Source organism: Sphingobium sp. R-21 (assembly GCF_049913335.1).
Taxonomy (GTDB): Bacteria; Pseudomonadota; Alphaproteobacteria; order Sphingomonadales; family Sphingomonadaceae; genus Sphingobium.
On the sequence record NZ_CP184374.1, the window covers coordinates 292711 to 310056 of the forward strand.

Annotated in this window: 2 protein-coding genes; both read left to right on the top strand. The window is 58.0% G+C overall.

Annotated elements, in window-relative coordinates; translation table 11 throughout:
* The first annotated feature begins 1 nt into the window (after nucleotide 1).
* Nucleotides 2–16702, top strand: coding sequence for a cadherin domain-containing protein (locus tag ACN9MX_RS01375; protein WP_363827336.1), 16701 nt, complete (start codon nucleotides 2–4; stop codon nucleotides 16700–16702).
* 15 nt (nucleotides 16703–16717) lie between these two features.
* Nucleotides 16718–17248 carry a toxin-activating lysine-acyltransferase gene (locus ACN9MX_RS01380; protein WP_363827334.1) on the top strand — a complete coding sequence of 177 codons (531 nt, stop codon included), beginning with the start codon at nucleotides 16718–16720 and terminating at the stop codon, nucleotides 17246–17248.
* The last annotated feature ends 98 nt before the right edge of the window (nucleotides 17249–17346 follow it).

The following is a 17346-nucleotide window of genomic DNA, read 5'->3' on the forward strand; positions in this document are numbered from 1 at the left end:
GATGGCCGATGGCACGAGCTTTGGAGAACAACTTAGGGCAGCTGTTGGACGCGCCCAAGACTATCTTGGCCCAGGTTTTAACCTAACTGACAAGCGCGCCAATGCTTATTTAGAAATCGCGAGCGTCCTGCGCGATGAATATCAACGAACCAATAACATAAATCTCCTTAATGCAGCTCATCAACTCGAAGAGCAGGCTGAGATTACGACTTATTCTGGATTTAATGGTCGCGCCGCGTTGATCGGTAATTACGCCGCTATGGTGAATAACCCTACATTATACAATGTACCGTTGGATGTTTTCAGTTGGCAAATCGACAAGGCGGTCATTAATTTTTTTGAGGCCGTTGCTAACAATGAACGATTCTCCGAGATTACCGCGCAGAATATTAATGCAGTGGACGGTCTCGTTTGGGCATCCAAGGGTATGCTTGAGTCCTTCCCTGGCACCGCTCTTGGCATCGATTATCGCACTATCCCCAACGAATCTTCGGTCTGGAAAGCGCTTCCTGTCACCTCCGAGCAACAGGCACAATTACGTCTCGGCAGCTATGGCCAAGTAACCTACGTTGCGCCGTGGGGGAACGGCGGAGGCCTCGGTGTCGCGACAACTTTTCTTAGTCCGCTTGCTCAATACCTTGGTCGCGAACCGATCTCTTTTAAGATTTCGCAGGCCGCAATAGATGACTATTTGGATTTGCCTGCTAACAGCCGGCCGCCAGTGCGCAGCGATGACGGTCGTTATTATTATTCTGTCGACCAATATGGCCGTGAAACGATCCGTGAAGCCGCAAATGGCGTTTATGATCCGAATGGTGCCATAGCTTGGGTCAAAAACGATAATCAGCTTGGTGGTTGGGACGGCGTTTTTAAAGGAATTCTCGAGAGCGCTGCCCTTGGTGGTGCACCCGTCTTCTTACTGGATTTTGTCGATATCGCGGCAGGGCCAAGTGGCCAGTCGAGCTATACGTATAAAATGGTCGATGGCGTTTGGGGGCCGGATGCTATTCAGGAACGCCTGGGGGCGAATTTCGGTCCGGACGGACTGCGCTACTATAATCAGCAGAACTCGTCCTACTATGTCGAAGGCAAAACAACGGACATTAGCGAGAAGCAACTTTTCGCTCAGTTTTACGCGAGCCGACGCGTCGCGCTGTCGTCTATTCCGCTGATAGCGATTGACCAGGACGGAACACGCACAATTGGCATACCGATCAGTGTCAAAGAGGGTGAGGCCGTTGTCACCTATATGCAGTCCGGTATTGTGAACGGTCAGGGGCAGTTCGTAGCGGGAGCCATAAAGAAAGTTATCGTGGATTCGTCGGGTGCTGTCACTGGATTGATTGACGTGACGCTGGCCGAGCAGGATCGAGTTGCGACGGCTCTTGCTAACCAGAACGAATTGCGTCTGCTCGCGCGCGAGCAGATTGATCGGATGGAAGCGGCCTCACAGCCGCTCGCAAACAGTGCACATCCTGATGAGAAGGACGGACTCGCGATTCATCAGACCACTCGGGTGGATCTTGCCGGAGGCTTGGAAGAGAATGGATCGCAGATCGTCATTCGTTCCAATTGGCAGCCGTCTGAAATCAGCATGCTTGATCCAAACACTGGTTTGGCATTGCCTAAAGGGTTTTTGGCCTATGGTCGAAATGGAAAATGGGAAGTCCGGGATGATAAATACCGCTCGGCAAAAATCACTTATGGGGCTGATGGGAAAATCCAAAAAACGGAAATCGTGGATGGATTTGCCGAAAGCGACATAATTATTAGCGGATCGCCAATGACACCCGGGAAAACGGGTCGTGTGAATGTAGTTACGACTTATGAAAACGGAAAACCAGTTTCCACAGATATAAAACTTAATAACAATCCCATAGGTATAGAATTTTCCGATTTTGGTTCAGTATTAGGCCAGCAACTGGGTTACCGATTGGCAGGTGGCAACCAGCTTGCCGGAATTGTTACGTCAGCTGCGTTAAAGACGCTTGGCGACAACCTTGGTGATGTGCTCGATGGAATTATTGGGCACCAATCGACGACCAACGCCACGAATGACGCATTTGCCACCACAGGAGCCGAATTCCTTTCTAATTTGAAGTCTGCGGGTATCGGAGCGATTTCGTCTTTCCTGACGGCGGAACTTATAAATGTCCTTGATCTTGACGGATTGTCCGGTGAACTGGCCGACACGGCTGCTGGGGCGGCGATAGGGCAAATTGCCAGCAATCTGGCTTCTTTGGCTGCCGGAGGAAAGTTCGCTGCGGACGGTGTCTCGCAGTTGAAAGTTTTTTCTGACGTTAACCCAACAATGGTGCTCACTGCGGTCGGCTCATTCTTGGGTACGAAGCTGGCATCGGAAATCGTTTCCTTCGATACGATTGGCGGACAGATTGGATCTTCCGTTGGAGCTTCTTTGGGGGCTATCGGCGCTGTTGCGCTTGTGACCGGAGGCGGATCGCTTGCTTCGACATTTTCGGCTCTAGGAATTGCTGCGGGACCCGTGGGTGCACTCGTGGGTGCTTTTGTGGGCTTCATCGTAGGAGGCCTGATTGGCTCCGTATTTGGTGGTATCCCTCGATCAGGCGCGGATGCGCAGTGGAGCGAGGACGAAGGTAGGTTCGTCGTCGCTAATGTCTGGTCGAAGAAGGGCGGATCGAAGGACGCGGCGCGCTCGGTTGCGTCTGCGGTTTCGGAAACTTTCAACAGCATTCTTTCCGCGACCGGCGGCGCGTTGTTGGACCCGACATCGGTTCAGTCCGGCAATTACGGCATGCGGGGCAAGAAGTTCGTCTACAAACCCTATTCGACCAAGAGCAGCGACGCGATCACGCAGAGGTTCTCGGGTAAGGATGCCGCAACCCGCCTAATCGGCTACGGCGTTTATACCGGTCTCACCGATCCAGATTTCAAGATCGCGGGCGGCGATGTCTATGTCAAACGCGCACTCTACAATACGTTTGAGATGGGCGGGCTTAATGCTCTGGATTTCGACAGTAGCGTCCTGCTTGGAAATATTGCCTCGGCGCAGCAATATGAGAGCTATCTCGCCAACTCGACCGTGATCAACGCGCTGGTGGCGGCCGAACCCGATAGTGTGTTCGCCGCCGAGACGATGATCAACCTTGCGCGTGCCGTCGAACTTGGCCTAACCCGCCGCCATGCGAGCGACTGGTATGGTGGTTTCTCCTATCTGATTCAAGAGGCGCAAACCAACGCGGTCAGCGTTGATTTTGGCTTCGACTATGACCCCTATTCGGGCCAGATCAGCCGCCTGATCGGTATCGGCGACTATGTGCTGGGCGATGCGATCGACATCGCTGGACAGACGACGATCGAAGCTGGCGCTGCGAACGACGTCATCGACCTGCGCGGCAAGAAACTGGCCGATCAGAGCGGTTATACCGTCAACGGCGAATTGCAGGATGACATTGCTGCATCGGGCGCTGACTTCACCGCGACCAACGCGACCGTCAGCTTTGCAACCGGCGAATTGCGTAAGCAGGTTACCGTTGCGGTCGCGGGCGATACCGACACAGCGATCGAGAGTTTCCTCGCGGCGCTTTCCAACGGCACGGGGGTGAGCGCCATTGGCGGCGACGCGACGGCGACGATCATCAGCGACGCCTCCTCCGCCGCTCACCTCATGGTAGGCAGGAGCTTTGCGTCGGAGGCCGATGGCTATGCCGTTTTCCGCCTCAGCCTGTCGAAGGCGGTGGGTACCGATGTGACCGTGAGCCTCGCGCTTGCGGGTGGTCGGGCAACTGGCCAGGGCATCGATTATGGCGCCACGGATACGAGCAACCTTCAGGTTTCCATCGACGGCATCAACTGGACAAATGCGACCAGTGCGACCTTCGCGGCGGGCACGACCCAGCTTTTCGTGCGCACGGCGGTGATCGCCGACAATGTCCTCAACCCCGAATATGTCGGCCCCACCACAAACCCGCTCACTGGACAAGTGACGCCGGGTAACGGCAAGCCGCAATATCTCAATGTCGAAGGCAATGAGAGCTTCACCCTGACGGCTACGGTGACGGCAGGGGCGGGCGCACTCGCCAATGGCGCGACCCCGATATCGGGCAAGGGCACGATCATCGACGCAACCAGCGGCTCCAAGCCCTATGTATGGCTCGACAATGTGGTTGTCCATGAGGACAGCGGCACCGCGACCTTCACGATTTCGCGCAGCAGGAGCACGAACGAGGTAGCATCCATTACCTTCTCGACCGCTGACCGGCGCGAGCTTGCCATCGACGTCGCCGCCACTGTCGATGGCGGTGCGGGTAACGACACAATCTACGCCTCGGACCTGGGCGACAACATCTTCGGCGGCACTGGCAACGATACGCTCTATGGCGGTCGCCTGGACGACTGGCTCCTGGGCGGCGATGGCGACGACGTGCTCGAAGCGGGCACGGCCGACCAGAACGCGCTCGGCGGCGACGGCAATTATCTGAACGGCGGCGCGGGCAACGATCTGTTGCGCGGCCGGGAGGGCTCCGACTGGCTCGAGGGCGGTGAAGGCGCCGATACGCTGACCGCTGGTGCGGGCGACGATATCCTTGCAGGCGGCGCCGGCGATGGAGATATCCTCAAGGGTGGCCTGGATAACGACCAATATCTGGTGCGGTTGGGCGACGGCGCCGATATTGCCGAAGACGAACCCAATGGCGCGCCCGCCGCACAAGCAGGCGGAGGCGATTATGTCAGCCAGCGCATGGCGGGCTTGCTTGCCGGAACGATCAAGAAGAACTGGATTGGTGATGCCCCCGGCGTGGTCCAGAAGGCCGCAATCGGTGGCGAGGATGCGATCGTCTTCGGCGCAGGCATCAGCCTCAACGACATTCAGATGATCCGGTCGAGCACGGACAGCGACGATCTCATCATCCGCGTGATGCAGACCAACGCAAGTGGTGTCACGACCTTCACCGGCACGCAACTGACCGTGAAGGATTGGTTCGCCGATTATTTCAAGCGGATCGAATGGCTCAAATTCGCCGACGGTAGCGAAATCCGCATCGGTGATATCACCAGCTTTATCGTCGGTGGTAGTGGCAACGATGTGCTGATCGGCACCAGCGGCAACGACTTCGTCTATGGCGGCGACGGCGATGACCAGCTCCAGCTCCTTGGCGGCGACGATATCGGCAATGGCGGAACCGGCAACGACCTGGTCGCCGGTCATTCGGGCCAGGATCTGCTGGTCGGTGGCCTAGGCGTTGACCAGCTGATCGGCGGCAAGGGCAAGGATGCCCTTTCGGGCGACGGCGGCGGCGATGACCTTTATGGCGGCGATGACAACGACATCCTCTCCGGTGGTCGCGGGGATGGCGACGTGGTCGTTGGCGGCGCGGGCGATGATATTTTCAAATATTCGCGTGGTGATGGCCGTGATGAACTGTTCGATGATTATTCCGCGCATTGGGATGTCGTCTGGAGCGCTTCTGGCCAGTGGAATGAAGCGGCGGGCTATCATTATGACGAGCAGACTGGTGAGGTGACCGGCCCCGGCGGCGCCTATCTCCGCAAAAATGTGGGCACGGCTCAAGCGCCCAACCTGCAATGGCTCGGCCGGTTCGATTATGACGATGTGACGGGAACCCTGACCGTCTTCAACCCGCCTGCTGGCAGTGCTGTTGTCGCCAATAGCGGCACCGACACCATCGAGTTCGATCCGGGCATCAAGATCCAGGATATCGTCCTGTCGCGCCCAGCGGGCTCCAACGATCTGATCTTCAATATCGCTGATGAGAATAGCGAGTTTTCGACGGCCAATTCGATTGGCGACAGCATCACGATCAAGGACTGGTATGCGCTGCCTGGCCAGATCGAGAAACTGGCCTTTTATCAGACCGGCATCCTCGACATTCGTGCAGGTGTTACGAATCTGATCGCGGGCACTGATTATGCGGATGGAACCGACATCACGCCATTGGCCGGAACATCAGGAGCGGACTGGATCACGGGCGGCGCGGGCGACGATGTCATCGCGGGCGGATCGGGCAACGACATCATCGCCGGTAATAGCGGCTTCGACACGCTGAAAGGCGAGATGGGCGATGACGTTCTGTATGGCGGTGCCGGTAACGATATCCTTGATGGCGGCAAGGGTAATGACGTCCTGATCGGCGGCGCGGGGCAGGATACGGCTTCCTATGTCTCGGCGAGTGGCTGGGTTCGCGCGGTACTTTCGGCAAGCTGGTCGAACGCCGGGGAAGGCGCGGGCGATAGCTATGACAGCATCGAGGACCTCACCGGCGGCGCTGCCGCCGATATCCTTGGCGGCGACGAAGATGACAATGTCCTGACGGGTGGCCAGGGTAACGACACGCTGAGAGGCGGTGTGGGCGATGACACCTATGTCTGGAACATTGGGGATGGCGCCGACAACATCAAGGATGCCGCATTTTCCATAGAAGAGGCCGTGACGAGCGCGGGCCAACTCGCCGATGGATATTCAGTCAAGTCCTGGGCGACCACGGGCGCGATCGAACCGGTTTCAGGGTATCGTTATTGGCGGCTGCAGGTCCAGGATTCGAACGGTACGTTGGTCTATGACAGCAGTAGCTATGTCTATGCTCCAGGCGTTACGCCCGCCGCACCGATCCCTTCCGCCTATATTCAGGCGGGCTGGCTTGGCGGATTCTCGAGGACGAACGGGCAGCAGGTCACCCGTTTCGCCTATGATAGCTCGGTATCGGGTGGCGAGGATGTGCTCGAGTTCGGGCAGGGCATTGGCCTCGGCGATCTCAAATTCACGCGAACCGGCAATGATCTTCTGATCCAGTACAATGGATCGTCCACCGCTCAGCTCATCCTCTACGATCAGTTCACGGCTAATGGCGCCATCGAGACGTTGCAGTTCGCCGATGGATTGTCCGCATCACTGAGTTCGATAATGTGGGCGACAAGCTCGGCGCAGGTCGCGGGGACGTCGGGCGATGACCTGATCCTGGGACAGTGGGGTAGCCTCGCCGACAATCTCGCCGGCGGAGACGGGAATGACGTTCTCGTCGGCTATGACGGCAACGATCTCCTCTATGGCGGGAATGGCGACGATATTCTCGAAGGCGGCGCGGGCGCGGACCGTCTCGACGGCGGCACCAACTCGGCCGCGACCGAAATCGGCTGGGGTGACAGTGCACGCTATGCGCGTTCAGCAGCAGGCGTGCAGGTCAACCTCGTAACCGGCACCGGTTCAGGGGGTGATGCGGAAGGTGATCTTCTGATTGGCATCGAGAATGTCACGGGCTCACAATTTGCCGATACGCTGACCGGGGATGCGGGGGGTAATCGTCTATCCGGCCTTGGCGGTAACGATGTCATCAATGGCGGCGATGGCGCGAACGTTCTTGACGGCGGTGATGGCGATGACTTCATCAACGGCGGTAAAGACGACGACAATATCGATGGCGGCGACGGCAACGATGTCATCTATGCGCTCGATGGCAATGATCTGGTCCAGGCTGGCCTAGGCAATGACCAGGTCTATGGCGGGACCGGCAATGACCAGATTCTTGGCGATGGCGGCGACGACCATCTCGAAGGCAATTGGGGCAACGACCAGTTGCAGGGCGGCGATGGCGCGGATGTCCTGGTGGGCGGGGACGGTAACGATACGCTCGCAGGAGGAACAGGAACTGACTGGCTGCAGGGCGATGCCGGTGATGATGTCTATCTGTTCGACGCCCGCTCGGGCAGCGACACCATCGCGGACGGATCGGGGATCAACAGCATTGTCTTCGACCAGGGCGTCGGCATCGACGATATCTGGCTAACCCGCCAGGGTGATGACCTGAAGATCGGCGTTATTGGTGGCGATGCGACGATCACCGTCAGCAATTATTTCAGCACCACGAATCCGTCTCGCATCCGTACCATTAGCACGGCGACGCACAGCCTGTTCCTCAAATACGCCACCCCGCTGATCGGCGGCATGTCGGCCAGCAGCGCGTCCACGCCGGCCAGCATGCCTGCAGCCATCGCCACGCAATTGGTGACCTACTGGCATGAGGGCCATAAGGCGAAGCCAACCGGCAACGCGATTGCGATTGCGATCAACGAGGATAATGCCAGCGGCCCCGTTGCAGCGGGCGCTGTTGATCATGACGAGAATATCAGCGGCTATCTGCTAGGCACCGGACCGGCCAACGGTTCTGCGACCGTGGACGGCCTATCGGGGTTCCTCGTCTACACGCCCAATGCCGATTTCAACGGCGCAGACAGCTTTACCGTCATCGTCACCGACGCGGACGGTCAGTCGGCCGAAATTGCCGTTAAGGTCAGCATTGCGGCGGTTAACGACGCGCCGCGCGATATCCGAACAGCGGATGGCACTTCCATCTCCGTGATGGAAGGCGCCACGGGATCCCCGACCGGTGTGGACAGCCCGGTCAAGCAACTCGCCGCCACGGAGGTAGAGGGCGAGGCCATGACCTTCTCGCTCGTCAATGACGCCGGTGGTCGCTTTGCTCTCACCAACGATGGCTTACTCATTGCCCAAAATCCGGCTCTCCTCGACCATGAGGCTGCCATGTCCCACACGATCCGTGTCCGGGTTGCCGATGTCCATGGCGCATGGACGGAGAAGGACTTTACGGTCACGGTCGGCAATTGGAACGAGGCGAACAGCCTTCCGGCCGCCCATGCGATGGCGGTCGATGAAAATGTCGCCATCGGCACCCTGGTCGGCACGGTCACCGCGAGCGATCCTGACGGCGCCGGGGATATCTTCGGACAGCAGCGTTATTATTTCTGGAACGGTTCGGCGGCGAGCGCGGTATCCTCGGACGGTCGCTACATGATCGATGCGTTAAGCGGGCAGATCAAGACCAATGCCGCGCTTGATTACGAGGCGGATAATGCCAGCGTCGCCTATACGGTGATTGCACGCGATAATGCCGGGCAGGCCGGGTATAACCAGACCGCGAGTATGGTCACGATCGGCATCGCCAACCGCAACGAAGCCAACAGCTTGCCTGCAACCCAGGCCATGGCCATCGATGAGAATGTCGCCATTGGCACGCCGGTCGGTACGATTGCGGCTACCGACCTCGACAGCGCGGGCGATGTCTTCGGGCAGCAACGCTATTTTTTCCTGAGCGGAGGCGCGATCAGCGACATTTCCAGCGATGGCCGCTACAGGATCGACGCGGTGAGCGGTCTCATTAGCACCCATGCCGCTCTCGATTATGAGGCCGGGAATACCAGCGTCTCCTACACGGTCATCGCGCGCGATAATCAGGGCGCTGCCGGATATAATCAGGCATCGAGCACCGTCACCATCGCCGTCAACAATGTGAACGAGGTGCCCGATACGCCCATATTGTCGGATGCCCGGGGCATTGTCGGGGAAGCTTTGTCCGGCGGCTTGGCGAACAGTTGGGTCGCACGCTTCACCCTGTCGGATGTGGACGGACCGACCCCCACATTGCGCCTCGTCAGTAATCCCTCCAACCGCTTCAAGGTTGTCGGGAACGAGGTTCACTTTGCCGATGGGTTCGAGCCTGATTTCGAGACGCTGTACAATAGCGGCCTCACCGCCTCAGACAGCGATGGCGATGGGCAGATGGAGGTCCTGCTGACCGGAACCGTCGATGCCACGGATGGCAGCCTGTCATCGCCAGGCAGCACTGATTTTGCCATTCGGGTCGAGGACGTCAACGAGGCGCCAACCGCGCTTAACTGGTCGGCGAGCCTCGCCTCGGTGGCCGAACGCGACCGGGTTGCCAATGGCACGATGCTTCCTGCTACTACCATTGGGACGCTCAGTGTTACCGATCCGGATATCGCGGGCTTTGCCGACGCCAGTTACAGCTATTCCGTGTCCGATAGCCGGTTCGAGGTCGTGGGCAATGTCCTGCGGCTGAAGCAGGGCGCGGCGCTCGACTATGAGGCGGGCAGCAGCATCGCGTTCACCATGACCGCCACCGACCTCAGTGCGGCTCCGCACTCAATCCAACGGACAATCACGTTGGCCGTGGACAACCAGGATGATGTGTTGGAGGGCGACGCCAATGCCAATTCGCTCATCGGTCAGCAGAATCGCGACCTTCTCTACGGCTTTGGCGGCAACGATACCATCGATGGGGGCGATGGCGACGATCTCATTGACGGCGGGTCTGGCGATGACCTGCTGATCGGCAACAACGGCCACGACACCGTTTATGGTGGTGATGGCGCTGACACAATCAGGGCGGGTGCTGGCAATGACAGCATCTATGGCGGTGCCAATGACGTGGGAACGTTCGACACGCTCTTTGGCGAGGACGGAGATGACATTCTTAACGGTGACGATGGTGACGATGTTCTGTTTGGTGGTCTTGGTTCCGACCAGCTGATTGGCGGCGCCGGTTCGGACTGGGCGGACTATAGTCAGCTTCGATCCGGTGTTGCCGACACGATGGGCGTGACGGCCGATCTGGTAACTCCGGCATCAAACACTGGCGCAGCGGCGGGTGACAGCTATTCCAGTGTCGAAAATCTTCGGGGCACCGGAATTGCTGATACGCTGAGTGGCGATGGGTCCGTCAACCGGATCGAGGGTCTCGGCGGCAATGACATTCTGCGCGGTCGTTCTGGCGACGACAATCTCCAGGGTGGGAGCGGCAACGACACGCTCTATGGCGACGATGGCGCCGATACCTTGCTGGGCGATGATGGTGACGACATCATCTATGGTGGAACCGGTAACGACACGTTGCTCGGCGGGGCTGGCAATGACCAGCTCTATGCAGAAAGCGGGGACGACTATCTCGATGGCGGCGCTGGCAACGACCTGCTGAACGGGGGCGTGGACAACGACACTTATATCGTGACGCGCTCGTCCGAGGCCGACACCATCTATAATTACGACCCTTCGGGCGACGATGTCGACGTGTTGGGCTTCCAGGACACCGCTGGCTCCATCAACGACGAGGATCTCTGGTTCGAACAGGTCGGCAACGACATGCGGATCAGCGTGATCGGCACGACCTCCAGCGTTCTCATCAAGGACTGGTATCTGATCTCCGATCCCAGCAGCCGGTCCAACTACAAGATCGACTTCATCATCGCGGGTGAGCGCTACAGCACGCAGATCAACGTCGAGGGCCTGGTCCAGTTGATGGCGACCAAGACCAAGCCGACCACGACCGCGCAGCGTGACATCTTGATGGCCGACCTTACCTACAAGGCGCAATGGGCGACCTATTGGGGAACGAACGCCAAGCCGGTCATGTCTGCCATCGGTAACCGGACGGTCAATGAGGACGGGACGATCAATCTCACCGTCACAGCGACCGATGATATTACGCCCAATGCGAATATCCAGATGTCGGCCACAGTCATATCGGGTTCGTCTGTGATCGCTAATGCGGGGCTGGTGTTCGGCGCGCCCGATTCCAGCGATCAGCGCAGTTTCACGATCACGCCGGTTTCCAACGCCAGCGGGACGGCAACCATTCGCGTTCAGGCGACTGATGCGGGCGGCGTCACGGAGACCCAGGAATTTACCGTCACCGTCAACGCTATCGCGGATACGCCGGTGGTCGCGGCCTTTACTGGCGGCTCGGGTACGTCTGGGCAGGCCGGGGGCATCCCGTTGACGCTCGATGTCACATTCCCAGACACGGACGGCTCCGAAACCCAGGAAATCTGGATTTCCGGCGTACCGTCGGGAGTGACGCTGAGCGCTGGAACCTATGACAGTGCTGCGGGGATCTGGAAGCTGACATCCGCCCAGACAAGCGGCCTCAAGGTCAATGCACCGGCAGGCTGGAGTCAGGATCTCTCGCTCTCCGTCACGGCGCGTGCGACCGAGGCTGGGCAGACCGCGATCTCGGCCGTGAAGACGACGACGGTCGTCATCAATGCGCCGCCAACCGGCGCGAACCTGTCGGGCTCGATCAACGAGAATGCGGCAAACAATACCATGGTGGGTACGATCACCGGCGTCGATCCTGACGCGGGCGATGTCCTCGCCTACACGCTCATCGACAATGCTGGGGGACGCTTTGCATTAAGCTCGGCGGGCGTGCTGAGTGTAGCCAATGGGTCGCTCCTCAATTACGAGGCTGCGACGTCGCATGCGATTACCGTTCGCGTAACCGACAGCTTCGGCCAGACCAAGGATCAGGCCCTTACCGTTGCCGTCAATAACATCAATGAAGCTAACAGCTTGCCAGGCAGCTATGGCATGGCGGTCAACGAAAATATGGCGGTTGGCACTCTTGTCGGCACGGTCACGGCCAGCGATCCTGATAGCTCTGCCATCGCCTTTGGTCAGCAGCGTTATTATTTCTGGAACGGCTCGGCAACGAGCAGCACGTCGTCGGATGGGCGCTATGCCATCAATGCGACGACCGGGCAGATCACCACCAACGCTGCGCTCAACTATGAGGCGGGTAACACCAACGTAGCCTATACGGTTATCGCGCGAGATAATGCCGGTGCGGCGGGATATAACCAGACGTCCAGCACCGTCACCATCGGCGTCGTCGACCTGAACGAGGCGAACAGCCTGCCAGCCAGCTATGGCATGGCGGTCAATGAGAATGTCGCCATTGGCACGCTTGTGGGCACGGTGGCGGCCAGCGACCCCGACGGTTCCGGTGTGGCCTTTGGTCAGCAGCGTTATTATTTCTGGAACGGTTCGGCGGCGAGCGGAACGTCCTCGGATGGTCGCTATACGATCGATGCGGTCACCGGACAAATCAAGACCAACGCCGCGCTCAACTATGAGGCGGGCAACACCAGCGTCGCCTACACAGTAATCGCGCGCGACAACCAGGGAGCTGCCGGTTACACCCAGAGTTCGACGACGGTGACGGTCGGCATCAACAACCTTAACGAGGCGAACAGCTTGCCGGCCGGCTATACCATGGCGGTCAACGAGAATGTCGGCGTCGGTACGCTCGTTGGTACGGTGACTGCAACTGATGTCGACAGTTCTGGTGTGGCCTTTGGTCAGCAGCGCTATTATTTCTGGAATGGCTCTGTGGCCAGCAACACTTCGTTCGACGGGCGCTATGTGATCGATGCCGTGACCGGCTTGATCAAGACTAATAGCGCCTTGAATTACGAAGCCGGCAACGCCCTGGTCAACTATACCGTGCTTGCCCGGGACAATCAGGGCAATGCCGGTTACAACCAGACTTCCACGACTGTCACAATCGGCATTAACAATGTGAACGAAGCCAACAGCCTCGCTGGTTTCACCATGTATGTGAGTGAGAATGTCGGGGTGGGGACCACTGTCGGCACGGTCGCGGCGAGCGATCCGGATGGATCGGGGGTGGCCTTTGGCCAGCAGCGTTATTGGTTCTGGGACGGCACCAACTATTCCAACCAGTCCTGGGACGGGCGCTATGTGATCGACAATGTGACTGGTATCATCAGGACAAATGCTCCACTCAACCGCGAGGCGCCGGATCCTGGACGGAACTATGTCATTCGGGCACGCGATAATCAGGGCAATCCGGGCTATACCGAAGCGGCGGCCAATTTCTGGATCGAAATCGCCAATGTGAATGAAACCCCTAATGCGCCAGACAATGGAGCGACAAAATGGTCGTTCTTCGACGAAACAGGTCTCGGTTCCAATCCAGCAAACGCTTATGTCGTGACCGGTTCGTTCGGATTAAGCGATCCTGATGGCGGGACGCCGTCCTTGCGTTTTGCAGACGGAAGTACGTCGCAGGGCTGGTTCTATATCGATGGCAATACGGTTCGCTTCCAACCAGGCCTTAATTTTGATTTCGAATGGTTCCGGGCGAACGGTTATAATATCTACGACTGGAATGGCGATGGACGTCTTGATGCCCGTGTCGCCGACGTGTCGCTCAAGGCCTTCGATGGCAGCGCTTGGTCTAGCCCAACACTCATGCAGGTGTTCATTTCTGACGTTAATGAGCAGCACACGCTGGCCAATCGCTCCTTCAATGTCAATGAATCCAACACGGCTTTGGGGCCATGGACAGGTGTCACGGCGACCTCTGGCGAGCTTCTCAATGCCAAATCGTTGATGCTGTCCGACGCGGAAGGTGGCGCCAATATCAGCTACCGATTCTCCAATGGTTCGCAGAATTGGGGTCCTTGGAGTATCGATGCAGCGACCGGTGCGATCTGGATGACGGGAGGAACAGATTATGAGTCTCTCGTCGAAGTTTACCAGACCCAAGGCTATTGGGACGAATATGGCGGCTATTACGAATATCAGGTCTATACCGGCCGAGACACGTCCCGAGCAACATTCAATCTGGGCGTTCAGGCGATTGATAACAGTTCGGGCCAGATAGCCTCAGCAACCCTGACGCTCAATGTCGCTGACGTGAATGAAGACGTTTCCTATGCGTCCTACCTGACCGGCAGTTCCAAAGGAACGTGGATCAAGAGAACCGATACCGAATATTGGATCATGGCGAATTCTTCGGCCGTGACCCGGTATATCACGCCGATCGTCACTGATCCCGAACGTCAGGGGGTTACCTATTCCATCTCAAACCTGAGCTATAGAGAATATAATGTTGTTTCGGGTGGAAGTGGTGAGATCAACGCGACGGCTATGCCGAATATCAACATTGATTCTTCTGGACGCATCAGTTTCTGGGTTCCCGGACAGGATTGGGACGGCGAATGGGAGGGCGGCCTGAAGATCGGAGGCGTCAGGCGAACTTCAAGCGTTGACGCAACCTTCACGCTCAACATCGTAAACGGCGATCGGACAACTTATATTCCGATGAAGATTACTTTCATTCGCCGTGGACAGACAACGCCTCCCGTCATGCTGGATCTCGATGGCGATGGCCTCGAACTTGTGGCCGCCGATATCTCTACGACAACCTTCGATATGGACTTGGATGGAATAGCGGATCGTACTGGCTGGCTCAGCGGTGACGATGGTTTCCTGGCGCTGGATCGTAACGCCAATGGTACAATCGACGATATCAAGGAAATCTCCTTTGTGGAGGATGCCGAAGGCGCTGTCTCGGACCTTGAAGGGCTGCGAGCCTATGACAGCAATGCCAACGGCTTCCTTGATGGTGGCGATGAACGTTTCGCCGAATTCCAGATATGGCGGGACGTCAACCAGGATGGCGTCAGCCAGACTGGGGAGCTGTTCTCGCTTTCGGCGCTGGGGATCGCACAGGTGAACCTGACGCTCAACTTGACAGGCGAGGTTCCGGGAGGGGCCGATAACGTGATTTATGCGACCTCGGAATTTTTGCGTGATGATGGTACCAGCGGAGCCGTCGGTGACGTTTTCCTGTCGTTCGATCCCTCCGACATCGGGATCGCCGCCCCGGTCATCCTTGACTATGACGGTGACGGTGCTGGCCTGATCTCGGTAACCTCAAGCACAGTTCGCTTTGATATGGACGGCGACGGCGCGACCGAACGCACAGGCTGGATCGAAGCGGGTGATGCTTTCCTGGCGTTGGATCGCAATGGTGACGGCAAGATCTCCGACATTGCCGAAATCTCCTTTGTCGGTGATCTGGAAGGCGCCAAGACCGATCTCGAGGGTCTGAAGGCTTTTGATAGCAACGGGGATGGCGTGCTTGACGCGCTCGATGCGCGCTTTGCTGAGTTCAAGCTATGGTTCGACACCAACAGCAACAGCATCTCGGATGCGGGTGAAGTTAAGAGTCTCGCTGAAGCCGGGATCAGCGCCATCGGCCTTTTGTCAGTCGCGCCGGAAAACGCCAACGACGGTGGTAACATCATTTATGGCAAAGCGAGCTTCAGCCGTACTAATGGCACCACTGGTACAGCTCTCGATGCCGGACTCGCTTATGTACGCGGCGATGGCAGCGCGCGTGAGGCTTATTCGGCATGGACGGGGACCGAAACGCCTGCCACTTCAGATGCTCCGATTGTACCAGCGATTGACGTCGAGCGGCAGGAATATGAGCGTAAATCCAAGCGCTATATGATCTCGACAACCGGCGGTCAGATGTTTGTTCGTCGGCGGAGTGACACCGCCGTTCTGGACGGGCGCTCGGGCTTGATTGATCCAGCCACCATCCTGTCTTTCTCCAACAAGGACATCGGCATGCTTTCGCCGATCATCCTCGATCTGGATGGCGACGGCGTCGAGATGCGCTCGATCAAGAAGGCAAAGGCCGCCTTTGACATGAATGGAGACGGGATTGCGGACAACACCGGCTGGGTCGGGAAGGGCGATGGTTTCCTCGTCATTGATCGCGACGGGGACGGTAGCATTACCAGCGCTTCGGAACTCAGCTTCCTCACCGAGAAGAGCAATGCCAAGAGTGATCTTGATGCGCTTGGAGCACTCGATTCCAATAAGGACGGCAAGATCGACGCAAACGACACCCGCTTTGGCGAGCTGAAGGTCTGGGTGGATGGCGATGGTGATGGCGCAACCGATAGCGGGGAACTCAAGTCCCTGGCCGATCATGGTATCACCTCGATCAGCCTGTCATCGCGTGCGGTCGAGCAGAATGTGAAGATCGGATCGAATGTCGTGCTGGCCACCTCTACTTTCACGCGTGCGAACGGCTCGGTGGGGACCGTAGGCGATGTAGCGCTCGCCTATAAGCCCGGTGAGGCGGCAAACGAGCCGGCGAGCGGGTGGGAGACCATATTGGCACGGATGACGCAACAGATGGCGGCGTTCGGGGCGGAAAGCGGAGAGGGTGAACTGAACACCCGTTATGCCAAGACCGAAGCGCTCTATGATTATTTCGCGGCCTGATTATAGGATTGTCGCATGAACGAGACGACACAGAAGGAAGCGGCTGCGGCCGCTTCCGCGCCGCCCACCGTAAGCCACATGCTGGGAGAGATGACCTGGCTCCTGACGCAGTCCCCGCTGCATCGGGGGCTTTCGATCGGCGACATCGAATGGCTGTTGATGCCGGCGCTGATCCACCAGCAATTCTATGTCTTCCGCGACGGCGATAAGCCGGTGGGTCTCGCGCTGTGGGCGAAATGCAGCCCGGAAGCCGAGAAAAAGCTGGAGGGCGGGATGATCGAACCGGCCAACCGTCTGACGCTCGAGGAGTGGACGTCTGGCGAGGCGATCTGGCTTGTCGACCTTATCGCACCATTTGCAAACGGAGAGAACAAGCATCGGGAGATCATGATCGCCGATCTGATTTCCGGGCCGCTAAGCGGCAAAGCGTTCAAATTCCATCAGACCGATCCCCGGACGGGTAAGCGGACCGTGCAAACGGTCGATGGGGACGCTGGCGAGAAACTCAAGATTGCCATTGAAGCCTCTCTGACAAGCAAGCAATAGAGGAGTGGAAGCCTGGAGCAAAGCGACGCCTGAGATATCGTAAGGCGATGATAGGGATCGCCTTGACAAAATCTCATTATTGATCAATATGTTTCAAT